At 72.1% G+C, this 22,435-nt stretch carries 21 protein-coding genes; 7 read left to right on the top strand and 14 right to left on the bottom strand.

Annotated elements, in window-relative coordinates; translation table 11 throughout:
• Positions 1-5: 5 nt before the first annotated feature.
• From cbiE to KV381_RS05325, 5 genes are all read right to left on the bottom strand, one after another.
• Positions 6-1,244 (bottom strand): precorrin-6y C5,15-methyltransferase (decarboxylating) subunit CbiE, encoded by a 1,239-nt coding sequence (gene cbiE, locus KV381_RS05305; RefSeq protein WP_030632202.1) that lies wholly within the window; start codon positions 1,242-1,244, stop codon positions 6-8.
• 159 nt (positions 1,245-1,403) lie between these two features.
• Positions 1,404-2,090 carry a GNAT family N-acetyltransferase gene (locus tag KV381_RS05310; protein ID WP_030088466.1) on the bottom strand — a complete coding sequence of 229 codons (687 nt, stop codon included), beginning with the start codon at positions 2,088-2,090 and terminating at the stop codon, positions 1,404-1,406.
• A 101-nt stretch (positions 2,091-2,191) separates the two neighbouring features.
• Entirely contained in the window at positions 2,192-3,058 is an 867-nt protein-coding gene (locus KV381_RS05315) for a MetQ/NlpA family ABC transporter substrate-binding protein (protein ID WP_086778884.1), read from the bottom strand.
• Positions 3,059-3,166: 108 nt separating this feature from the next.
• Positions 3,167-3,838 (bottom strand): methionine ABC transporter permease, encoded by a 672-nt coding sequence (locus tag KV381_RS05320; protein WP_086778883.1) that lies wholly within the window; start codon positions 3,836-3,838, stop codon positions 3,167-3,169.
• Positions 3,835-4,944: a methionine ABC transporter ATP-binding protein gene (locus KV381_RS05325; RefSeq protein ID WP_030088462.1), complete on the bottom strand. Its 1,110-nt coding sequence runs from the start codon at positions 4,942-4,944 to the stop codon at positions 3,835-3,837. Before KV381_RS05325 ends, KV381_RS05320 begins: the two co-directional genes overlap by 4 nt.
• 521 nt (positions 4,945-5,465) lie before the next feature.
• On the opposite strand from KV381_RS05325, the gene KV381_RS05330 reads away from it, so the two are divergent.
• Positions 5,466-5,825 carry a hypothetical protein gene (locus KV381_RS05330; protein ID WP_086778882.1) on the top strand — a complete coding sequence of 120 codons (360 nt, stop codon included), beginning with the start codon at positions 5,466-5,468 and terminating at the stop codon, positions 5,823-5,825.
• A gap of 1 nt (position 5,826) precedes the next feature.
• Positions 5,827-6,267, top strand: a complete 441-nt coding sequence (locus KV381_RS05335; protein WP_030088458.1) for a hypothetical protein — start codon at positions 5,827-5,829, stop codon at positions 6,265-6,267.
• Between the two features lie 37 nt (positions 6,268-6,304).
• Here the strand turns inward: KV381_RS05335 and KV381_RS05340 are convergent, their stop codons facing one another.
• From KV381_RS05340 to KV381_RS05350, 3 genes are all read right to left on the bottom strand, one after another.
• Positions 6,305-6,808 carry a GNAT family N-acetyltransferase gene (locus tag KV381_RS05340; protein WP_030632214.1) on the bottom strand — a complete coding sequence of 168 codons (504 nt, stop codon included), beginning with the start codon at positions 6,806-6,808 and terminating at the stop codon, positions 6,305-6,307.
• 46 nt (positions 6,809-6,854) lie between these two features.
• The gene (locus KV381_RS05345) at positions 6,855-7,400 is read right to left on the bottom strand and encodes a sigma-70 family RNA polymerase sigma factor (protein WP_030632217.1); all 546 of its coding nucleotides are present in this window, start codon (positions 7,398-7,400) and stop codon (positions 6,855-6,857) included.
• 131 nt (positions 7,401-7,531) lie between these two features.
• The gene (locus tag KV381_RS05350; protein WP_030632220.1) at positions 7,532-8,689 is read right to left on the bottom strand and encodes a glycerophosphodiester phosphodiesterase; all 1,158 of its coding nucleotides are present in this window, start codon (positions 8,687-8,689) and stop codon (positions 7,532-7,534) included.
• A gap of 264 nt (positions 8,690-8,953) precedes the next feature.
• Between KV381_RS05350 and KV381_RS05355 the strand changes: the two genes are divergently transcribed.
• The gene (locus KV381_RS05355; protein ID WP_030088450.1) at positions 8,954-9,625 is read left to right on the top strand and encodes a 1-acyl-sn-glycerol-3-phosphate acyltransferase; all 672 of its coding nucleotides are present in this window, start codon (positions 8,954-8,956) and stop codon (positions 9,623-9,625) included.
• Between the two features lie 78 nt (positions 9,626-9,703).
• Here KV381_RS05355 and KV381_RS05360 read toward each other — a convergent pair whose 3' ends face one another.
• Both KV381_RS05360 and KV381_RS05365 read right to left on the bottom strand, forming a co-directional pair.
• Positions 9,704-11,248 carry an MFS transporter gene (locus KV381_RS05360; RefSeq protein ID WP_030632223.1) on the bottom strand — a complete coding sequence of 515 codons (1,545 nt, stop codon included), beginning with the start codon at positions 11,246-11,248 and terminating at the stop codon, positions 9,704-9,706.
• Positions 11,245-11,796, bottom strand: a complete 552-nt coding sequence (locus KV381_RS05365) for a TetR/AcrR family transcriptional regulator (RefSeq protein ID WP_030632226.1) — start codon at positions 11,794-11,796, stop codon at positions 11,245-11,247. The genes KV381_RS05360 and KV381_RS05365 overlap by 4 nt, the downstream gene beginning before the upstream one ends.
• 221 nt (positions 11,797-12,017) lie before the next feature.
• Between KV381_RS05365 and rox the strand changes: the two genes are divergently transcribed.
• Together rox and helR are read left to right on the top strand one after the other, a co-directional pair.
• Positions 12,018-13,481 carry a rifampin monooxygenase gene (gene rox, locus KV381_RS05370; RefSeq protein ID WP_030632228.1) on the top strand — a complete coding sequence of 488 codons (1,464 nt, stop codon included), beginning with the start codon at positions 12,018-12,020 and terminating at the stop codon, positions 13,479-13,481.
• An 85-nt stretch (positions 13,482-13,566) separates the two neighbouring features.
• Positions 13,567-15,735 (top strand): RNA polymerase recycling motor ATPase HelR, encoded by a 2,169-nt coding sequence (helR, locus tag KV381_RS05375; protein WP_218784765.1) that lies wholly within the window; start codon positions 13,567-13,569, stop codon positions 15,733-15,735.
• Between the two features lie 41 nt (positions 15,736-15,776).
• Here the strand turns inward: helR and KV381_RS05380 are convergent, their stop codons facing one another.
• From KV381_RS05380 to KV381_RS05390, 3 genes are all read right to left on the bottom strand, one after another.
• Positions 15,777-16,748, bottom strand: a complete 972-nt coding sequence (locus tag KV381_RS05380) for an aldo/keto reductase (RefSeq protein WP_086778878.1) — start codon at positions 16,746-16,748, stop codon at positions 15,777-15,779.
• 116 nt (positions 16,749-16,864) lie between these two features.
• Positions 16,865-18,292: an argininosuccinate lyase gene (argH, locus tag KV381_RS05385; protein WP_030088438.1), complete on the bottom strand. Its 1,428-nt coding sequence runs from the start codon at positions 18,290-18,292 to the stop codon at positions 16,865-16,867.
• A 113-nt stretch (positions 18,293-18,405) separates the two neighbouring features.
• A complete protein-coding gene (locus KV381_RS05390; protein ID WP_007445871.1) occupies positions 18,406-19,599 on the bottom strand; it encodes an argininosuccinate synthase in 1,194 nt (397 codons plus the stop codon).
• Between the two features lie 166 nt (positions 19,600-19,765).
• On the opposite strand from KV381_RS05390, the gene KV381_RS05395 reads away from it, so the two are divergent.
• Together KV381_RS05395 and KV381_RS05400 are read left to right on the top strand one after the other, a co-directional pair.
• Entirely contained in the window at positions 19,766-21,064 is a 1,299-nt protein-coding gene (locus KV381_RS05395) for a hypothetical protein (protein ID WP_218784767.1), read from the top strand.
• Positions 21,065-21,174: 110 nt separating this feature from the next.
• The gene (locus KV381_RS05400; protein WP_030632243.1) at positions 21,175-21,879 is read left to right on the top strand and encodes a L,D-transpeptidase; all 705 of its coding nucleotides are present in this window, start codon (positions 21,175-21,177) and stop codon (positions 21,877-21,879) included.
• A gap of 8 nt (positions 21,880-21,887) precedes the next feature.
• Here KV381_RS05400 and KV381_RS05405 read toward each other — a convergent pair whose 3' ends face one another.
• Positions 21,888-22,424, bottom strand: a complete 537-nt coding sequence (locus tag KV381_RS05405; protein ID WP_019764598.1) for an arginine repressor — start codon at positions 22,422-22,424, stop codon at positions 21,888-21,890.
• Between the last annotated feature and the right edge of the window lie 11 nt (positions 22,425-22,435).

Consider the following 22,435-nt stretch of genomic DNA (forward strand, 5'->3'; position numbering starts at 1 on the left):
ACGGGTCAGGGGGCGAGGTCCGAACGCCGTGCGGACAGCAGGAACACGACCGACCTTTCGCGCTCGGTCCAGGCGGTGGTGTCCAGGTCGACGGACTGGAGCAGGGAGCACTCGACCGTGTAGCCGTTGCCGGTGAGGGCCCCGCCGAGGGCCTCGGCCTCGTCGCGGGTCGAGGCGTGGGTGACGATGCGTTCGGGGCGGCGGTCGGCGACCGCGGTGGCCACCGGCACTCCCCCGCCGCCGATCCGTACGACGTCCGGTTCGGGCAGCCGTTCCAGGACGTGCGGGGCCTGGCCGCGGACGACCTGGACGGGGACGCCGAAGGCGCGGGCGGCGGCCTCGGTGCGGGCGCAGGCGGCCGGGTCGGCGTCCACGGCGAGGACCGCCGCGCCGAAGCGGGCCGCCTCGACGGCCAGGGCGCCGCTGCCGGAGCCGATGTCCCATAGCAGGTCGCCGGTGCGGGGGCCGAGGCGGGCGAGCTGGGCGGCGCGCAGGCCGGGGAACTCGCCCTCGCCGGCCTCCTGCATCCGCTCGGCCCCGGCCGCCCGGTAGGCCTCGGCGGGCAGGGCCCAGCCCCGTATGCCCTGGGGGTAGGCGGGGCGGCGGCCGGCGATCCAGGCGCCGGCCGCGGTGGTCTCGGGGCCGCTGCCGATGACGATGACGACGTTGGGGTCGCGCCAGGCGTGGTCGGCGGCCTTGTCGGAGGTGAGGACGGTGACGCGCTCGCGGTCGGTGCCGAGTTCCTCGCAGATCACGAAGGTGCGGTGGACGCCGTCGAGGAGGAGGGCCAGTTCGGCTGGTCCGGCGCCCGGTGAGGTGAGGACGGCGACCTTGTGGTGGGCCCGGCAGACGTTGACCGCGCGGCGCAGGGTACGGGGGTGGGCGACGACGATCTGGGCGTCGTCCCAGGGCATGCCGGCCCGGGCGAAGGCGGTGGCCACGGAGGAGACGGCGGGGACGACCTCGACCTCCAGACCGTGTTCGCGGGCGCGCAGGGTGCGGACGACGCCGAAGAAGCCGGGGTCGCCGTCGGCGAGGACCACGGCGCTGCCGCGGTGTCCGGCGATCCTGCGGGCGGCCAGGTCGACGCTGCCGAGGCGGATGCGTTCGGCGTTCGGCGGCACTTCCGGCAGGGCGAGGTGGTGGGCGGCGCCGGCGACGAGCGTGGCGGCCGAGAGCGCGGCCGTGGCCGCTCCGGGCAGTGGCGAGCCGTCCCAGCCGATCACCGTGACCCGGTCGGCCATCGTCGTCTGTCTCCTGGGGTGTCGGAGGGTGCGGGGTGTACGGGTGTGCGCGTGCGGTGCGAGGCGTTTCCCGTGCTGTGCGGGGCGTTGCCCGTGCGTGCCGGGCAGGGGTGAGGGTATCCGGTCCGGACCTTTGGCCCTGCGGGGGGCCTCGGGGTGCTACTTCCAGTCGTTGTACGTGCCGTAGCCGCCGGCGTCGGCGAGCTGTTCGGCGACGCCTTCGAGGTCCTCGGGGAGGAGCCCCCAGACGATCAGGTCGGTGCGGATGTCGGTCCAGCCGCCGTCGGTGCCGTTCTCGGTGCGGGTGCGGGCGATGCGGGCGTTGCGCAGGACGCCCTCGCTGATGCAGCCGAGCTTCTGGGCGACCTGCTGGGAGGCGGTGTTGTCGGCGGGGGTGCGCAGCTCGATGCGTTCGAAGCCCTGGTCGCGGAAGAGCCATTCGGCTATGGCGAGCACGGACTCGGTGGCGTACCCCTCACCGCGGGCCCAGGGGGCGGTGATGTAGCGGACCTCGGTGGAGCGGGTGCGCCAGTCGGTGTTGAGGAGGCGGACACTGCCGACGAGCCGCTGGGTGAGGAACTCGGTGACGGCGAGGGCGATGCCCTGGCCGGAGGTGCGTTCGGAGGGAGCGATTCTGCGGACCCAGCGTTCGGCGTCGACCTGTTCGTACGGGTTCGGTCCGTCCATCCACGCGACGACCGTCTCGTCGTTCATCATCTCGATGTGCGCGGGGATGTCGGCCGTTTCGAAAGGGCGCATCACCAACCTGTCCGTGCTGATGGAGATGGACGGAAAGGTGGTAGTCATGCGCAGCTCCATGCCGAAGACCGGGTAAAAGCACAGCATGCAGCATCGGGTCCGCCTTGTGCATGGGCGGGTGGGCACGACGGAGCCCCGCACCTCCGGGCGGAAGGTGCGGGGCTCCGTCGGCAAGTGCCGGTCGGGCATCAGGACTTGGCGGGTGCGCCGAAGGCCGGGACGATCGAGCCCTGGTAGGTGTCCTCGATGAACTTCTTGACCTCGTCGGAGTTGAGGAGCTTGGCGAGCTTCTCGACGCGCGGATCGTTCTCGTTGCCGTCCTTGACCGCCAGGAAGTTGGCGTACGGGTTGCCCTCGGCCTTCTCCAGGGCGAGGGAGTCCTTGCCGGGCTTCAGCTTGGCCTCGATGGCGTAGTTGCCGTTGATGACCGCGGCGTCCACGTCGTTGAGGGCGCGGGGCACGGTGGCGGCCTCCAGCTCCTTGAACTCCAGGCCCTTCTTGTCGGTGATGTCGCTCAGCTTGGCGCTGGTGCCGACGCCGTCCTTGAGGGTGATCAGGCCGTTCTCGGCGAGCAGCTGGAGGGCGCGGCCGCCGTTGGTGGTGTCGTTGGGTACGGCGATGGTCTGGCCGGCCTTGATGTCCTTGAGGTCCTTGACCGTCTTGGAGTAGAGGCCGAGCGGCTCCAGGTGGACGTTGACCACGGGCACGATGGTGGTCTTCTGCTTCGCGTTGAAGTCGTCCAGGTAGGGCTTGTGCTGGAAGAAGTTGGCGTCGACCTGGCCGTTCTGGGTGGCGGTGTTCGGCAGGACGTAGTCCGTGAACTCCTTGACCTCCAGCTTGAGGCCCTCCTTCTCCGCCAGGTTCTTCTTGACGAAGTTCAGGATGTCGGCGTGCGGCGTCGGGGACGCGGCGACGACCAGGGCCTTGGAGGTGTCGGCGTTGGCGCCGGTCTCGCTCTTGGAGGCCGGGTCGGAGTCCGTACCGCAGGCGCTCAGGCCCAGGGCGAGGGCGGCGGCGGAAGCGACGGCAGCGGTGATCTTGATGTTCTTGCGCACGAAAAGTGCCTCTTTCTTGTGGTGGTGGTGCGCCCGGACAAGGAGTTCGGGCTCGATGGGGAGAGAGGTCGAGGGGGCCGGGTGGCTGTCTCGGGAGGCGGAGCGGCCTCAGGAGGCAGTGCGGCCCCGGCGGGCCAGCAGCCGGGCGGCGAGGTCGCCGATCAGCTGGATCACGGTGACGATGACGATCAGCAGCGCGACGGTGATCAGCATGAACTGGTTGTCGAAGCGCTGGAATCCGTAGGTGACGGCCTTGGAGCCGAGCCCTTCGCCGCCGACCGCGCCGGCCATCGCGGAGTAGCCGATGAGCACGATGAGGGTGGTGGTGACGCCCGAGACGAGCGAAGGCAGGGCCTGCGGGAGGAGCACCTTGCGGACGATCGTGGGGATGGAGCCGCCCATCGACTGCACCGCTTCGACGAGCCCGTGGTCGACCTCGCGGATCGCCGTCTCGACGAGCCGGGCGAAGAACGGGATGGCTCCGACGGCGAGCGGCACGATCATCGCGGTGGGGCCGATGAAGGTGCCGACGACCCAGGTGGTGAAGGGGATCAGGGCGATCAGCAGGATGATGAACGGCAGCGAGCGGCCGATGTTCACGATCACGCCGATGACCTTGTTCACCACGGTGTTCTGGAGCAGTCCGCCCTTGTCGGTGAGGACCAGCAGAACGCCGAGCGGCAGTCCGCCGACGACGGTGACCAGCGCGGACCACAGCACCATGTAGAGGGTGTCGACGGTGCCCTGGGTCAGCAGGGGCTGCATTTCGGACCAGGTCACTTGACGACCTCCTTGGTGATCGCGGCGGGCGTCTGCTCCGGTACGGCGGGGGCGGCGGGCGCCGTGGTCCCGGCGGCCTCCGCGGTGGCCTTCGGGCCGGTCTCGTCCTCGACGACCTCGGCCTGGAGGCCCTGTTCGCGCAGGAAGCCGATGGGGACGACGTTCTCCTCGAAGCGGCCGGGCAGCTCGATGCGCATCCGGCCGATCTGCTTGCCGGCGACGGTGTCCATCGCGGCGCCCAGGATCGAGATGTCGATGTTGTACGTACGCGAGAGCTGGGAGATGACCGGCTGGGAGGCCGACTCGCCCTGGAAGGTGACGTCGACGACCGTCCGGTCCGGCCCTGAGGCGGTGCCGCCGACCGGGAACAGCTCGTGGGCCAGTTCGGAGCCGGGGGTGGCGAGGAGTTCGCCGACGGTTCCGGACTCGACGATCCGGCCGCGCCGCATGAGCGCCGCGGAGTCGCAGATGGTCTTGACGACGTCCATCTCGTGCGTGATGAGCAGGACGGTCAGGCCGAGCTGCTGGTTGAGGTCGCGCAGCAGCTGGAGGATGGAGCGGGTGGTCTCGGGGTCGAGCGCGGAGGTCGCCTCGTCCGAGAGCAGCACCTGGGGGTCGCCCGCCAGGGCGCGGGCTATGCCCACGCGCTGCTTCTGGCCGCCGGAGAGCTGTCCGGGGTAGGACTTCGCCTTGTCGGCGAGGCCGACCAGGTCGAGCAGCTCCTTGGCCTTGCGGGTGCGGGCCTGGCCGGAGACTCCGAGGATCTCCAGCGGCAGTTCGATGTTGTCCAGGACCGTGCGGGAGTCCAGCAGGTTGAAGTGCTGGAAGACCATGCCGATGCGGGTGCGCGCCCGGCGCAGTTCGGCGCTCGCCCGCCGGCCGCGGCCGGCGAGGGCGGTGAGGTCCTGGCCGGCCACCGTCACGGTGCCGGAGGTGGGGCGTTCCAGGAGGTTGACGCAGCGGATGAGGGAGGACTTTCCGGCGCCGCTCTGTCCGATGACGCCGTACACCTCGCCTTCGCGGACGTGCAGGTCGACGCCGTCGAGTGCGGTGACCTCACGGTCGCGCGACTGGTAGACCTTCGTGAGGCCCGTCGTGGTGATCACAGGGGTTTCCGTCACTGTCGAGTGCGCGGCGCGGTGTCCGCCGGGCACGGGGCATTCGTCTGAAGAGACTGTTCGGGCTGGTCGGCCGGGGTCTCGGCATGGCTGTACGCGGCGGTCGGCCGGGGAAGCGCATGCGCGGGCGCGCTCGTTCCGCGGGGCGCGGACGGCGCTGGCTCGGTCTCGCTTCGGGGCGCGAGGCTCAGGCGGGGGCCCTCAGAAGGCGCGCATTCGACAATACAGACGTGAGGTCCCCGCGATCCCGGTTGTCCGGATAGCGGACAGTGCTGGATGGTCGGACGCCAGCCTTCCGGTTCCGCTGTCCGACCCCCGAAACACGTCTGTGACCTGCGATGACAGCAGTATTACGGGGGTGCGTCCGGCGGCGTTCAGTCGGCTTGGGAGCGGAACTTCGGCCGCCGGTTGTGGTCAAGGCCACGGTCATCGCCGCCGGGGTCGTGGCCGCCTGTGTGGTGGCCGGGGCCGCACGCGGGCGGGCGTTCCGGCCGTAATACCCTCGACTCATGCTTGACGCCCTGACGGTCGCGGTCGCCGTGACCGCGCTCGCCCTCGCCGCCTGGTGCGGACACGCCGCCTACCGGGACCAGCCGACGAAGGACTGGCACTTCATCGGGATGGCGGTCGTCTCCGTGCTGGCGCTGGCCCAGTTGGTGGTGGGAATCGTCCAGCTGGCGCGCGGGGAGCGGCCGGAGCAGGGGATGGCGGTGTTCATCGCCTATCTGATCGGTTCGTTCGCCGCCGTGCCCGCGGCCGGTTTCCTGTCGTTGACCGAGCGGACCCGCTGGGGCTCGGTCACCGTGGCGGCGGGCGCGATCGTGCTGGCGGTTCTGGAAGTCCGGCTCTATGACATCTGGGGAAACTGACGTGAGCGACACCGACCGCCCCGAGGTGGACGCGGCCCCGAAGCCGTCCTTCGAACTGGGCACCGGTCCCGGCCGGGTCCTGGTCTGGTTCTACGGGGTGTTCACGGTCGCGGCGGCCTCGCGCTCGATCGTCCAGATCATCATCGACTTCGACCGGGCGCCGCTGGCGTACGTGCTCTCGGCCGTCGCGGCCGTGGTGTACGGCTTCATCACGTACTCGCTGGTGCGCGGCGGGGAGAAGGCCCGCCGGGCGGCGCTGGTGTGCTGCGCCGCGGAGTTGCTGGGTGTGCTGGTCGTCGGCGCGTGGACGCTGGCCGAGCCGGCCGCCTTCCCGGACGCGACGGTGTGGTCGGACTTCGGGATGGGCTACCTCTTCATCCCGGTGATCCTGCCGGTCACCGGGATGATCTGGCTGCGCCGCGCGAAGACGGTGGCGGTCTGAGCGTCTGCCGCTCCGCTCCGCCGCGCGCGGCGCACGGTCAGGCGCTGGCCACGTAGTCCCGGTCGGCGGCGTCCTTCTCCAGCAGGACCATCCGTACGCCGTCGGCTCCGGTGACGGCCCCGACCTGGGCGTATCCGGCCTTCCGGTAGAGCCGCAGATTGCCCTCGCTGCGGTGGCCGCTGTGCAGCCGGAAGCGGGTCGCGGACCGCTCGGCGGAGAGCGCCGACTCGGCGGCCAGCAGCAGTCGGGCGCCGAGGCCGTGGCCCTGGAGCCGGGGGTGGACGCAGAGCTTGCCGATCAGACCGGTGCCGTCGGGATCGGTGAATCCTCGGACCGCGCCGACGACTTCGTCCCCGAGCCGGGCCACGAACACCAGGTCGTCGGCGACTTCGGCACGCAGGGAAGCGAGGCTCTGGACGAGCGGATCGATCCGGTAGTTGTCGTACAGCTCCGCCTCGCGCTGGAAGCAGAGGTACTGAAGTCTGAATATCTGCTCGACGTCCTGTGTCGTCGCCGCCGAGATGGTCACGCTCATGCCCATGTGTGCACGCCTCCCGCTCACCTGTCAGCCGGTTGCCTACCGCTCCCTATCCCCGCACGGATGGGGCGACAACCTCCGCAGCCAGCATTCTGCGCAGACATCCAAGGCAACGGGAACGGATCGGGCCCAAGCTCCCCTGTGACATACCCAACTCCCCTGCGATTTCCCGGTAGGTCGGGTCGCTGGGGGCGAGCATCGCCGCCAGCAGCCGGGGGCAGTGTCCGGGCAGCCGGGCCATCGCGGAGCGCAGCGCCCGGCGTTCGGCGGCCCCGATCGCGGCGCGTTCCGGGCAGTCGGCCGGCCCGGCGGCGGGTTCCGTTCCGGCGTACGGGCGTTCCCGCCGGGCCGCGCGGCGGCCTCTGCGGGCCTCCGCCCGTACGGTGTCGCGCACCCAGCGGGCCGGGTCGGCGGGTGGTCCGGCGGCGGCCGGGCGCTCCAGGAGCCGCACCCAGACGCTCTGTTCGAGGTCGGCGGGGTCGACCCCGGCGGCCGGGGCCTCCGCCTTCGCCTCCGCGCGCACGAGGGGCTGTAAGGCGCGGACGACGTGGGCGGTGGGCGCGGCCGGGCCGAGGTCATGATCGAGAAGCGTCATGCCCCGGCGGACGTGCCGGTGGGGGCGGCCGGTTGCTCCGGTCGCGCCGCACCACCCGACCGGGGCATGCGGAGGCGTACGGCTGACGGCGCGCCCCGCGTGCGGGGAGGCGCGCCGCGCTCCGTACCCCGTCAGCGCCCCGCGTGGTCCGCCGCCGCGAGCAGGGCCGTGTCCGGGTGGTCGGCGAAGATGCCGTCGATGCCGGTGGCGAGGTAGGCCGCGTAGGCGCCGAACACGTCCCCGTACGCGTTGGGGTCGGTGCCGCGCCGGAAGTCGGCGGGCAGGAAGCTGTTCTCGTTGCGCAGCGTGTACGGGTGCAGGAGCAGGCCCTTGGCGTGCGCGTCCCGTACCAGTGTGGTCGGGGTGGTGAGCCGGCCCGAGGCGTCCTTGGGGATGACCAGGTCGAGCGTGGGGCCGATGCCCTGGGCGAAGGAGGCCAGCCACTTCAGCCCGGCGGGCTTCACCAGGTCGGCGACCGTGCGCGGGTCGCCCGACTCGACGAAGTCCCAGGGGCGCTCCTTGGGGCCGGAGAGCAGGACGATGCGCGGGGTGTCGACGAGCCGGGCGAGGCGCTGGACGGAGCCGGGCTCGAAGGACTGGAGGATGAGCGGGGAGTTCCGGCGGTCCCGGCCGTACCGGCGCAGCAGCCGGGCGAGCGGCTCCTCCAGGCCGAGGCCGAGGCCCCGGAAGTAGCTGGGGTGCTTGGTCTCCACGTACAGCCAGACGGGCTTGCCCCGCTTGCGGCCCTCCTTCTCGGCCCAGCGCAGGACCTCCTCGAAGGTGGGGATCGCCCAGCGGCCGTCGTAGAGGGTGTTGTGCGGGCGGTTGCCCGGGATGCGCTCCGTGGCCCGCAGGGTCTTGAGCTCGGCGAGGGTGAAGTCCTCGGTGAACCAGCCCGTGTAGGAGACGCCGTCGATGCTCTTGGTGGCCTTGCGGCCGGCGAACTCGGGGTGGTCGGCGACGTCGGTGGTGCCGGTGATGTCGTTCTCGTGGCGGCAGACGAGGTGGCCGTCCTTGGTCGGCACGAGGTCCTGCTCGACGATGTGCGCGCCCAGGTCGAGGGCCAGCTGGTAGGAGCCGAGGGTGTGCTCGGGGCGGTAGCCGCTGGCGCCCCGGTGGCCGATCACCGTCGGCACGGGCAGCTCGCGCAGCGATCCGTGGCCGCCGCCGTGACCGCGGCCCCGCTCGGCCGCCTGGGCGGCGGCGGGCAGGCCCAGGGCAGCCGTGCCGAGGACGGCGGCGCCCAGCAGGGTCCGCCGGCCGGGGGTCTTCCGCGCACGCTCCGTCATGAATGCTCCTCGCTCGGTGATGTCCGGGACCGGTCCAGCGAGGCCCGATCGTAGGCTGGGAGACGTACGAAAGGACGGACCGTCGGCCAACATGGCGGAAACACACGTCAACACTGCGTATCCGCTTCGTGAACCCGATGTGCGATCAGCGCATACCCGCGAGTATCGTCCTCACCTGCACCGACCATCATCCGTCGGCACCGGCCACCGCCCGGTGGACCCCGAACCACCGCGGCCGGCCCGGCCACGACACCGGAGGAACCGTTGTCCCGTCTCACGGTCATCAAGGCAGTGCTCGGACCGATTCTGCGCCTGATGTTCCGCCCCCAGGTGGAGGGCGCCGAGAACATTCCCGGGACCGGGCCGGTGATCCTCGCGGGCAACCACCTCACGTTCATCGACTCGATGATCATGCCCATCTGCTGCGACCGGCCGGTGTTCTACATCGGCAAGGACGAGTACGTCACGGGCAAGGGGCTCAAGGGCCGGCTGATGGCCTGGTTCTTCACCGGCTGCGGCATGATCCCGGTGGACCGGGACGGCGGCCGGGGCGGGGTAGCGGCGCTGATGACCGGGCGCCGGGTCCTGGAGGAGGGGCAGGCCTTCGCGATCTACCCCGAGGGCACCCGCTCCCCCGACGGCCGGCTCTACCGGGGCCGTACGGGCATCGCGCGGCTGACGCTCATGACGGGTGCGCCGGTGGTCCCCTTCGCCATGATCGGGACGGACAAGCTGCAGCCGGGCGGTGCGGGTCTTCCCCGGCCGGGCAAGGTCACGGTGCGCTTCGGCGAGCCGATGGAGTTCTCCCGGTACGAGGGCATGGACCGCGACCGCTATGTACTGCGGGCGGTGACCGACTCGGTGATGGCCGAGGTGATGCGTCTGTCCGGCCAGGAGTACGTGGACATGTACGCGACGAAGGCGAAGGCCGCCTGATCCCGTAGGCCGTCCAGGACACGGGAAGGGCCCGCACCCCACGCCGGGGTGCGGGCCCTTCTCCGTGACCGGGCGCGGCTACGGGTGTTCGATGCCGTCCTCCAGCTTCTGGCCCCGCAGCAGGAACCAGGCGGCGACGGCCGCCGCCAGCAGGACCGCCGCGCCGACGCCTGCGGCCGACCGCAGCCCGTCGACGAACGCCTCCTGGGCCGCCGCGACCAGCGGCCCCGCCTGGGCGGCGGGCAGCGCCCCGGCCGCCTCGACCGCTCCGCCCAGCGACTCGTGGGCGGCCGCCTCGACGCCGGCGGGGATGCCGGACGGGGTCGGGAAGCCCCGGTAGACACCGGTGACGATGGAGCCGAGCAGGGCGATGCCGAGGGCGGCGCCCAGTTCGTACGCGGTCTCCGAGACGGCGGACGCGGAGCCCGCCTGCTCCTTCGGGACGCTGGAGAGGATCACGTCGGCGGTGACGGTGAAGGCGAAGCCCGCGCCGATGCCGACGACCAGCAGCATGGCGCCGAGCAGCGGATAGCCGGTGTACTGGTCGAGCAGCGTGACACTGCCCAGGGCGAGACCGACCGCGGCCAGGCCGCCCGAGACGACGGAGCGGACCGTGAAGCGGCGGGCGGCGAATCCGGCCAGCAGACCGGCGGTCACCGCGCCGATCGCGGCGGGCAGTTCGGCGAGCCCGGCCTCCAGCGGGCCCCTGCCCTGCACCAGTTGCAGGAACTGGGAGAGGAAGAAGACCAGGCCCGACAGGCCGAGGATGGTCAGCAGGTCGGCGAGGACCGCGCCGGAGAAGCCCCGGTGGTGGAAGAGCCGCATGTCCAGCAGGGGCGCGGGCAGCCGCAGTTGCCTGCGGACGAACCAGGTGAGCGCGGCGACGCCGAGCACGGCCGCCGCCCCGGCGTCCCAGCTCACCCCGTGCGAGGCCGTCTCCTTGATGGCGTACACGACACTGATCATGCCGACCAGCGAGAGCCCGACACTGAGCATGTCCCAGGGGCCCGGGGCCGGGTTCTTGGACTCGGGGATCAGCTTGATGCCGACGACGACGAGGACGGCCATCACGGGCAGGTTGATGAGGAAGACCGAACCCCACCAGAAGTGTTCGAGCAGGAACCCTCCGACGACCGGGCCGACCGCCGCGCCCGCCGAGGCCATCGCCCCCCAGATCCCGATGGCGAGGCTGCGCTCGCGCGGGTCGTGGAAGAGGTTGCGGATCAGGGCGAGGGTGGACGGCATCAGGGTGGCGCCCGCGACGCCGAGCAGCGCCCGGGCCACGATCATCATCTCGGGCGAGGTCGCGTACGCGTTGAGCACGGAGACCGCGCCGAACGCGACGGCGCCGACCAGCAGCAGCTTCTTGCGGCCGATGCGGTCGCCGAGGCTGCCCATCGAGACGAGCAGACCGGCGATGACGAAGGAGTAGACGTCACCGATCCAGAGCAACTGGGTGCCGGTGGGCTCCAGATCCTCGCTGAGGAACGGGGTGGCGAGACCGAGGACGGTCGCGTCCACCGCCACCAGCAGCACGGCGAGGACGAGGACCGCGAGCGCGATCCACCTCCCCGGGCGGCGTACCGCGTCCGTGGTGTCGGGGTTCTGGTCGATGCTGGTCATTGCTCCACGCTCCGGCGTGCTCCGCCGAGCAGCAACTCGACGATCATGTGTTGGAAATCCTGTGCGGCGACCCGTCCCGCCTGGACGGCCCAGGCGCCGGTGCCGACGAGCCCGTACAGGGCCTCGGTCAGCCAGGCGGGGGTGAGGTCGATACGGAACTCGCCGCGTTCCTGGCCGCGACGGAAGAAGGCGGAGACGCGGGCGTCGGCCCGGTTCCAGCCCTCGTTGACCTCGTCGCCCTCGAAGAGCTGGTTCTCGTTGACGAGGAAGGACAGCAGTCCGGCGCTGGGCTCGACGGCCGCGATGAGGCGGCGGAGCCCCTCCTCGGAGGTGTCCTCGTCGAGCCGGGCGGCGTCCAGGGCCGCTTCGAACTCCTGGATACCGAGATTCTCCAGCGCCTTCACCAGGGCGTCGCGCCCGGCGAAGTGGCGGTGGAGGGTGGCGCGGCCGATGCCCGCCGCCCTGGCGACCTCGTCCATGGTGGCGGTCGATTTGTGGGACAGCAGGGCGGCGGCGCTGCGCAGCACCTGCTCACGGTCGAGAGTCATGAGACGACCATAACCCACGTGAGACACCTTCGTCTCATCGGAGACGCCGACGACGCAGTGGGCACGGTGCCGCGCGAAAAGTCGGGTGGGGAAATAAAAAAAGCGGCCGGAGGTAAAACCACTCCTTGCCACTCTTAATTTATAGCGGATGGGGGGCCTTGCCGCAAGGCCCCCCATATACCGCAGAATCGTCCGCATTCGACGACGAAGGCGGAATGGTGATGATCGACGTAATAGTCGTCGGCGGCGGGCCCACCGGGCTGATGCTCGCCGCTGAGCTGCGGCTCGCCGGAGTGCACACGGTCGTACTGGAGAAACAGGCGGAGCCGGGCCGGGAATCCCGGGGGCGCGGACTGCATGTGCGCAGCGTCGAGGTGATGGACCAGCGCGGGCTGCTGGAACGGTTCCTGGCAGTCAGTGAGACATTCCAGGTGGGCGGCTTCTTCGGCGGAATTCAGAAACCGTGGCCGGACCGCCTGGACACCGCGCACCCGTACGGCCTTTCCACGCTGCAGCCGGTGACCGAGCAGCTGCTGCGCGAACGCGCCGTCGAACTGGGCGCCGAGATCCGGCGCGGCTGCGAGGTGGCCGGGCTGAGCCGGTCCGCAGACACAAACGGGGACGGTGACGAGGACGGTGACGAGGCCGGGGTGACCGTCGAGCTGACGGACGGCACGCGGCTGCGCTCGCGGTACGTCGTCGGGTGCGACGGCGGCCGCAGCACCGTGCGCAAGCAGCTCGGCGTCGACTTCGCCGGGCAGCCCGCCACGGTCGAGACGCTGCTCGGCGACATGGAGCTGGGCGAGGATCCGGCGACGGTCGCCGCCGTCGTCGAGAAGGTCCGCGGGACGCAGCTGCGGTTCGGCGTCATCCCCAACGGCGACGGCACGTTCCGGGTGATCGTGCCCGCCGAAGGGGTGTCCGAGGACCGGGCGACCGCGCCGACGCTGGAGGAGTTCAGGCACCGGCTGCGGGCCGTCGCGGGCACCGACCTCGGCGTCCACTCGCCCCGCGGTCTGTCCCGCTTCGGCGACGCCACCCGGCAGGCCGAGCGGTACCGGGTCGGCCGGGTCTTCCTGGCCGGCGACGCGGCGCACATCCACCCGCCGACCGGCGGACAGGGGCTCAACCTCGGGGTGCAGGACGCGTTCAACCTCGGCTGGAAGCTGGCGGCGGCGGTCAACGGCTGGGCGCCGGAAGGGCTGCTGGACAGCTACCACGCCGAGCGGCACCCGGTGGGCGCGCGCGTCCTGGACAACACCCGGGCGCAGATCACCCTGCTGGGCACCTCGCCGGGCGCGGTCGCGCTGCGGGAGCTGTTCTCCCGGCTGATGGACTTCGAGGAGGTCAACACGTATCTGACCGGCATGGTCACCGCGGTCGACGTCCGCTACGACTTCGGCGAGGGCCATGACCTGCTCGGCCGGCGGCTGCGGGACCTGCCGCTCAGGCGCGGCCGGCTCTACGACCTGACGCACGAGGGCCGCGGGCTGCTGCTCGACGGCACCGGCCGTCTGTCCGTCGCGGGCTGGGCGGACCGGGTCGACCATGTCGTCGACGTGGCGGAGGGCCTCGACGCCCCGGCCGTACTGCTGCGGCCGGACGGCCATGTGGCGTGGGCCGGTGGGGAGCAGGCGGACCTGCACGCCGCGACGGCCCGGTGGTTCGGCGCCCCCTCCGCCTGACCGCACGCCGCGCCGCGTCCGACTCCCCCGGGGGAACCCCGCCCCCGGTACGTACCTGTAGGCACCGCAGATCGGAACCGACCACGTGAAACCCCTGACCACCAGCGCGTTCGACCTCCCCGACCGCCTCTCCCCCAAGGCCGACCCGGCGCTGATCGCCGATGACGAGCGGCACTTCGCGGCCGTCGCCGACTGTCTGGAGCAGTCGATCGCCGAGCTGACCGACCGGCTCGCGGCCGAACGCAGGGCGCCCGGCGGGGCGAGCCGACAGGCGATGGACCGGGATGTGGAGATCCACCGGCTGACCGCCCGGCTGCGCGCGCTGCGCCGGTTCGGCCTGGATCTGTGCCTCGGGCACATGGTCGCCGCGGACGGCTCCGGGCCGCTGTACGTGGGCCGGCTCGGGCTGACCGACAGCACGGGCCGCCGGCTGCTGCTCGACTGGCGATCCCCGGCGGCCGAACCGTTCTTCGGCGCCACCCACGCCGACCCGATGGGCCTGGCGAGCCGCCGCCGTTACCGCTGGCACGGCGGCCGGATCAACGACTACTGGGACGAGGTGTTCGCCCCGGAGGGGTTCGCCGGGCATGCCGCGCTGGACGACCAGTCGGCGTTCATCGCCAGCCTCGGCGGCCACCGGTCGGCCCGGATGCGTGATGTGCTGGGCACCATCCAGGCCGACCAGGACGCCGTCATCCGGGCCGGCTCCCGGGGCACGCTCGTCGTCGACGGCGGGCCCGGCACCGGGAAGACCGTCGTCGCGCTGCACCGCTCCGCCTACCTCCTGTACGCCGACCCGCGCCTGGGCCACCGGCGCGGCGGGGTCCTGTTCGTCGGCCCGCACGAGCCCTACCTCGGGTACGTCTCCGATGTGCTGCCCAGCCTCGGGGAGGAGGGCGTACAGACGTGCACCCTGCGGGACCTGGTCGCGGAGGGGGCCGGGGCGGTGGCCGAGACCGATCCGGAGGTGGCGCGCCTCAAGGCGTCCGCGGACCTCGTGCACGCGGTCGAGCCGGCCGTCCGGTTCTACGAGGAGCCGCCGACCGAGGGCGTACGGGTGGAGACGCACTGGTCCGACATCTGGCTGAGCGCCGCCGACTGGGCCTCGGCGTTCGGGGCGGCGGACCCGGGCACCCCGCACAACGAGGCGCGCGACCAGATCTGGGAGGAGCTGGTCACGATCCTCGTGGACAAGCACGACGGCGACGCCCCGGAGGAGGCGCTGCGCGCCTCGCTGCGGCGGAACCGGGAGCTGTTCGCCCTCTTCGACCGGGCCTGGCCCCTGGTCGATGCGGCCGACCTGGTCGGCGACCTCTGGTCCGTACCCGCCTATCTGCGCAGGTGCGCGCCCTGGCTGAGCCCCGAGGAGGTCCGGCGGCTGCAGCGCCCGGACCCGCGGGCCTGGACGGAGTCGGACCTGCCGGTCCTGGACGCGGCCCGGCAGCGGCTCGGCGACCCGGAGGCCTCCCGGCGCAGGCGCCGCCACGCGGCGGCCGCCGCCGCCGAACGCGCGCGGATGGACGAGGTCGTCGACAGCCTGCTGGCCGACGAGACGCTGGCCGACGCCGACGCGGACGGCGAGGGTGCGCTGGTGATGCTGCGCGGGGCGGATCTGCGCGAGTCGCTGGCCACCGCCGACCGGCCGAGCGGGGTGGAACCCGACCTGCTGGCCGGGCCCTTCGCGCACATCGTCGTGGACGAGGCCCAGGAACTGACCGACGCCCAGTGGCAGATGCTGCTCCAGCGGTGTCCGTCCCGGAGCTTCACCGTCGTCGGGGACCGTGCGCAGGCCCGGCACGGGTTCACCGAGTCGTGGCGGGAGCGTCTGGAGCGGGTCGGTCTCGACCGGATCACCCTGGCCTCGCTGACCATCAACTACCGGACGCCGGAGGAGATCATGGCGGAAGCGGAGCCGGTCGTCCGGGCCGTGCTCCCCGACGCCAATGTGCCGGTCTCGGTCCGCAGCAGCGGCATTCCCGTCGCCCACGGGTCCGTGGCGGACCTGGAGTCGGTCCTGGCCGACCGGCTCGCCGCGCACGACGACGGGACCGCCTGCGTCATCGGCGCTCCCGCGTTCCGGACGACGACGCCCCGGGTGCGGTCGCTGACCCCGGAACTGTCGAAGGGCCTGGAGTTCGACCTGGTCGTCCTCGTCGACCCGCAGGACTTCGGTGAGGGCGTCGCGGGGGCGGTGGACCGGTATGTCGCGATGACCCGGGCGACCCGGGAACTCGTCGTCCTGACGAGCTCCTGAGGCCGACGGGTTCAGAGTCCGGGGCGGTCCTGGGCGGTGTTTCAGTGCCAGGGCAGGCCGGCGCGGTGCCGCCAGTACGCCTCCGGCTCCTCGACCAGGGCGTCGAGGCCGGCCCGCTGCTCGTCGTCCAGGTCGACGACGGCCGCGTGCAGATTGCCGGAGAGCTGGGCGGCCGTGGCGGCGCCGGAGAGCACGACGCCGGCCCAGGGCTGGTGCAGGACCAGGGCGAGGGCGACCGCGTCGCCGCCCACGCCCGCGCCGGCCGCGATCTCCTGGAACACGGCGGGGGCCTCCTCCCCGGCGAGCCGCCCGTTGGCCATGCCCTCCTTGACGATCACGGTGAGCCCGGCGTCGTGGGCCTCGGCGAGCGCGGGCGCGGCCGAGGTCTCCAGGGCGTTGTAGGTGGCCTGGACCGTACGGAAGAGGGGTTCGCCGTCGACCGTGACGGCGAGGGCGGCCCGGATCGCCTCGGCCTGGGCGGGGCCGCTGGTGGAGAGGCCCACGGTGACGCCGTCGGCGGCCAGGGCGGCGAGGCGGTCGAGCAGTTCCTTGTCGCTGAGCGCCGGGCTGTCCGGGGTGACCGAGTGGACCTGGTAGAGGCTCAGCCGGTCGCCGAGGAGGTCCCGGGTCTCGGCGTACTGGCGCTCGAAGGTGGCGAGGCTGTGGTCCTTGACCTCGTGGGCCTCGGCCTCGACGTTCCAGTCGGCGGTGTAGGTGTAGCCCCATTTGCTGCCGACGACGAGGTCGGTGAACGAGGGCCGGGCGTCCAGCCACTCGGCGAGGAACTCCTCGGCACGGCCGTAGGAGCGGGCGGTGTCGACGTACCGGACGCCCTGAGCGTAGGCGGCGTCCAGCAGCTCGTGGGTGCGGGCGCGCAGGGCGTCGACGTCCCGGTCGGCGGGCAGGTCCCGGTCGCGGTGGAGGTTGATGTAGCCGGGCCTCCCCACGGCGGCCAGGCCCAGTCCGATGTGGGCGGTCGGGGTCGTCGCGGCGGCCAGGGCGGCGAAGGGCATCGCGGGCTCCTCGGGGTCGGGTTTCGGTTACTCCTACCCCGGTGAACGTAGCTCGCGACACCCTTCGTGGACCTCTTACGACACCGCCGCCACCTGCTGCGACCGGACCGGTGGCCCTACTGGCGGGCGGTCGCCCAGGCGTGCTGGGCCGCCAGGTCCTCCTTCACCTCGGCGAGCTGGACGGCGACGGCGGAGGGCGCCGTTCCGCCCCGGCCGTCGCGGGAGGCGAGGGCGCCCCGCACGTTGAGGACCGTGCGGACCTCGGGGGTGAGGTGCTCGGAGATCTTGGCGAACTGCTCGTCGGTGAGCTGGTCGAGCTCGATGCCGTGCTGCTCGCACTCCTTGACGCAGGCGCCGGCCACCTCGTGCGCCACCCGGAACGGCACGCCCTGCTTGACCAGCCACTCCGCGATGTCGGTCGCGAGCGAGAAGCCCGCCGGGGCCAGCTCCTCCATGCGCTCGCGGTTGACGGTGAGGGTGGCCATCATGCCGGTGAAGGCGGGCAGCAGGACCTCCAGCTGGTCGCAGGAGTCGAAGACGGGCTCCTTGTCCTCCTGGAGGTCCCGGTTGTACGCCAGCGGGAGCGCCTTGAGCGTGGCGAGCAGGCCGGTCAGGTTGCCGATGAGACGGCCGGACTTGCCCCGGGCCAGCTCCGCGATGTCGGGGTTCTTCTTCTGCGGCATGATCGAGGAGCCGGTGGAGAAGGCGTCGTGGAGGGTGACGAAGGAGAACTCCTTCGTGTTCCAGATGATGACCTCCTCCGCGATCCGGGAGAGGTTCACGCCGATCATCGCGGTGATGAAGGCGAACTCCGCGACGAAGTCCCGCGAGGCGGTGCCGTCGATGGAGTTGGCGACCGAACCGTGCTCGAAGCCCAGGTCGGCGGCGACCGCCTCCGGGTCCAGCCCGAGCGAGGACCCGGCGAGCGCCCCGGAGCCGTACGGCGAGACGGCCGTGCGCTCGTCCCACTGGCGCAGCCGCTCGGCGTCCCGGGAGAGGGACTGGACGTGGGCGAGCACGTGGTGGGCGAAGAGGACGGGCTGGGCGTGCTGGAGGTGGGTCCGGCCCGGCATGGCGACGTCGGCGTTGGCCTCGGCGAGGCCGACCAGCGCGCTCTGGAGGTCGGCGATCAGACCGCCGACGATCCGGGCGTGGTCGCGCAGGTACATCCGGAAGAGCGTGGCGATCTGGTCGTTCCGCGACCGGCCGGCCCGCAGCTTGCCGCCGAGGTCGGGGCCGAGGCGCTCCAGGAGTCCGCGCTCCAGGGCGGTGTGGACGTCCTCGTCGGCGATGGTGCCGGTGAAGGAGCCGTCGGCGACGTCGGCTTCGAGCTGGTCGAGGCCTGCCTGCATCCGGGTCAGCTCGTCCTCGGTGAGCAGGCCCGCCTTGTTGAGGACGCGCGCGTGGGCGCGGGAGCCGGCGATGTCGTACGGCGCGAGCCGCCAGTCGAAGTGGACGGACGCCGACAGCTTGGCCAGCGCCTCGGCCGGTCCGTCGGCGAAACGCGCGCCCCAGAGCCGGACGTCACCGTTGTTGCTGCTCACTGCGTGCTCCTCAAAAAGCGAAGGCAAAAGGCCAAGGCGTAGGCCCGGTTGCGGATATGCGGCCGCCTCCCTGCCGCGTGACGACGGGGAGGCGGCTGTACAACGAGAGAAGATCAGGCGAGGTCGCGCTTGGCCGCGATCTTCGAGGAGAGGCCGAAGATCTCGATGAAGCCCTGCGCCTTGGACTGGTCGAAGGTGTCGCCCGAGTCGTAGGTGGCGAGGTTGAAGTCGTACAGCGACTCCTCGGACTTCCGGCCGGTGACGACGGCGCGGCCGCCGTGCAGGGTCATCCGGATGTCGCCGGTGACGTGCTGGTTGGCCTCGTTGATGAAGCCGTCGAGCGCCCGCTTGAGCGGGGAGAACCACAGGCCGTCGTAGACCATCTCGCCCCAGCGCTGCTCGACCTGCCGCTTGTAGCGGGCCAGTTCGCGCTCGACGGTGACGTTCTCCAGCTCCTGGTGGGCGGTGATCAGCGCGATCGCGCCGGGCGCCTCGTACACCTCGCGGGACTTGATGCCCACGAGCCGGTCCTCGACCATGTCGATCCGGCCGATGCCCTGGGCGCCGGCCCGCTCGTTGAGCTGCTGGATCGCCTGGAGGACGGTGACGGGACGGCCGTCGATGGCGACGGGCACGCCCTCCTTGAAGGAGATGACGACCTCGTCGGCCTCGCGCTGGACGGCGGGGTTCTCGGTGTACTCGTAGATGTCCTCGATCGGCGCGTTCCAGATGTCCTCCAGGAAGCCCGTCTCGACGGCGCGCCCGAAGACGTTCTGGTCGATGGAGTACGGGGACTTCTTGGTGGTCGCGATCGGGAGGTTCTTCTCCTCGCAGAAGGCGATCGCCTTGTCCCGGGTCATCGCGTAGTCGCGGACCGGGGCGATGCACTTCAGGTCGGGGCCGAGCGCGGAGATGCCGGCCTCGAAGCGGACCTGGTCGTTGCCCTTGCCGGTGCAGCCGTGGGCGACGATCCCGGCGTTGTGCTTGTGGGCGGCGGCGACGAGGTGCTTGACGATGGTCGGCCGGGAGAGGGCCGAGACCAGCGGGTAGCGGTCCATGTAGAGGGCGTTGGCCTTGATCGCCGGGAGGCAGTACTCCTCGGCGAACTCGTCCTTGGCGTCCGCGACCTCGGCTTCGACGGCACCGCAGGCGAGCGCGCGCTTGCGGATGACGTCCAGGTCCTCGCCGCCCTGGCCGACGTCCACGGCAACGGCGATGACCTCGGCGCCCGTCTCCTCGGCGATCCAGCCGATGGCGACGGAGGTGTCCAGGCCGCCCGAGTAGGCGAGTACGACGCGCTCGGTCACGGGTTTCTCCTTACGGTGCAATCACTGATGGGTATAACTATGCAGTCCTCTGTATTGTTTGTCAAAACAGCAGGTCAGGGTGGTGCGCGTGGCCGTTCGGTCGGGAAATGCCGAGGCTTCTCGACCGGAGCGGCTCTAGCATCGGCACCTTACGAAAGGGGGCACGGTGGACGGCCGTGACAAGGAGACCGTGAGCCCGGTGGTGCGGGTGTGGGAGGGCGCCGCTCCGGCCGAGGTGTTGGACGGCGCGTCGGCCGATGCGTGGTTGGACTTCGACGCCGACGTCCGGTGTCTCGACGACCGCCCGTGGCTGCCGGCCCGGTCGCCCGGGGAGCCGGTTCGGCCGCCCGGGGAGCCGGTTCGGCCGGCCCCCACGCTGCTGGACCGGTTGCGCGGACGTACGCGTTCGAGGGTCGCTCCCCCGGCCTCGCCCCCGCTCCCTCCCGCCATCGCCCTGTCCCACCCGGACGGGCGGATCCGGGAATCGGCCCTGGACGCGGCGGGCGCCGACCCGGAGCTGCGCCCGCTGCTGGTGGTGCGGTGCGCGGACTGGGCCGCTCCGGTCCAAGAGAAGGCCCGGAAGCTGCTCGCCGAACTGCCCGGCGGCGACCTGTTCCCGCTGGCCGAGCTGATCCTGCGGCTGTCGCGGCGGGCGCGGGGCGACTTCGCCCGGGACCTGCTGGAGGACGCGCTGCGCGAGGGCCCGGCGGCCGAGGTGCTGGTGCTGACCGGCCACCCGGACCGGGCGACGTACCGCCTCGCGTACCGGATCGCGGTGGAGCGCGGACTGCTGACGCCGATGGAGCTGGCCACCACGGCGGCGACCTGCGGTGACGTCACGCTCCAGGACCTCTGCGCGGAGGCCGCCGTGAGGCCGGGCACGACTCCGGGGCCGGACGCGGCCGCCGTGCTGGACCGGCTGCTGACGGCTCGCTCGCCCCGGGTGCGTTCGGCGGGGGTGACCGCGCTGCGGCGGGCCGGGCGGCACGGTGACGCGGAGCGGTTCCTCGCCGACCGGTCCGCCCTCGTACGGGCCTGCGCGCGCTACGTGCTGCGTCAGGACGGCGTCGACCCGCTGCCCCTCTGCCGGGCCCTGTGCACCGAGCCCGCCGCGCACCCGGGTGCCGCCGCGGGCCTCGGCGAGTGCGGCGACCGCGCGGCGGACGCCGGGACGCTGTGGGCCCTGGTGGAGCACCCGCTGCCCGCCGTGCGCCTGCACGCGATCGGCGGACTGCGTGCGCTGGACGTGGTGGTGCGGGAGCGGCTGACGCCGTTGCTGGACGACCCGAGCCCGGCCGTGGTGCGGGCGGCGACCCGGGCCCTGCTGCCGGAGGCCGCCGGGATTCCGGAGCGCCTGCTGCGTGAGCGGGGTGCGCCGGACCGGCCGCGCGCGGTGCGGGTGGCGGCGGACCGGCTGCTGCGGGCGGCGGGGCGGCAGCGGCTTCCGGAGCCCGGGTACCGCTGATGCCCCGGCCCGTGATGCCGAACCGGTGATGCCCCGCCCGGTGTGCGCCGCTGGGCCGTACGGAGCAGGTCCGGTGGGGCGGGCGGGCCGGTCGCCGTACGGTCCGGAGCATGCGCAGATCACTGGTGACCGCCGCCGTACTCCTGGCCCTGGCCGGCTCCCTCGGGGCCGCGCCCGCCTCCGACGTACCGCCGCTCCCGGACCGGCTGGCGGACACGGGCGGCGGTTCGCAGCTGATCACCGCCGAGGCTCCCGGCACCGGCTCGACCACCGGGACGGTGACCTGGTGGGAGCGGCGCGGTGGCCGGTGGGCGGAGGCCGGGTCCGCGCCCGCGCGGTTCGGGGCGAACGGACTGGCCGAGGGGGCGACGCGGCAGCAGGGCACGAGTACCACCCCGACCGGGCTGTACGACCTGCCGTACGCCTTCGGCATCGAGGACGCTCCGGCGGGGACGACGTATCCGTACCGGAAGGTGAACGAGGACTCCTGGTGGTGCCAGGACAACGACTCGGAGGCGTACAACCGCTGGGTGGAACCGCGGCCCTCCCACTGCCGCGCGGCGGAGGCCGAGCACCTGGTCTCCTACGGCACGCAGTACGCCCGGGCGCTGGTGATCGGCTTCAACTACGACCGTCCGGTGCGCGACCGGGGCGCGGGCATCTTCCTGCATGTGAACGGGCGCGGGGCGACGGCGGGTTGTGTGTCCGTACCCGCCGGCGCCATGGCGGAGATCCTGGCGTGGGCGAAGCCGGAGCGGCGGCCGCACATCGCGGTCGGGACCGGCTCGGGCCCGACCGCGATCACGCGCTACTAGTAAAAGCCTCAGCGGTCGTTCTGAGCGAGCCTCAGCAGATGGTCGGCGAGCGCCTGACCGCCGTTCGGGTCGCGGCTGATGAGCATCAGCGTGTCGTCGCCCGCGATCGTGCCGAGGATGTCGTGCAGTTCGGCCTGGTCGATGGCCGAGGCGAGGAACTGGGCCGCGCCCGGCGGTGTACGGAGCACCACCAGGTTGGCCGAGGCCTCCGCCGAGATGAGCAGTTCGGCCGAGAGCCTGCGCATCCGCTCCTCCTTGGCCGAGCCGCCCAACGGGGCCTGCGGGGTGCGGAATCCGCCCTCGCTCGGCACCGCGTAGATCAGCTCGCCGCCGGTGTTGCGGATCTTCACCGCGCCCAGCTCGTCGAGATCGCGCGAGAGCGTCGCCTGGGTGACGCTCAGCCCGTCGTCGGCGAGGAGCTTGGCCAGCTGGCTCTGCGAGCGGACCGGCTGCCGGTTCAGGATGTCCACGATCCGGCGGTGGCGGGCGGTGCGGGTCTGCGGCACGGACGGCCCGCCGTGCTCGGTTTCCTGCGCCTCGGTCATCGTCGTCGCCT

This window comes from Streptomyces sp. WY228 (genome assembly GCF_019287315.1).
In the GTDB taxonomy this organism is placed as follows: Bacteria; Actinomycetota; Actinomycetes; order Streptomycetales; family Streptomycetaceae; genus Streptomyces; species Streptomyces caviscabies.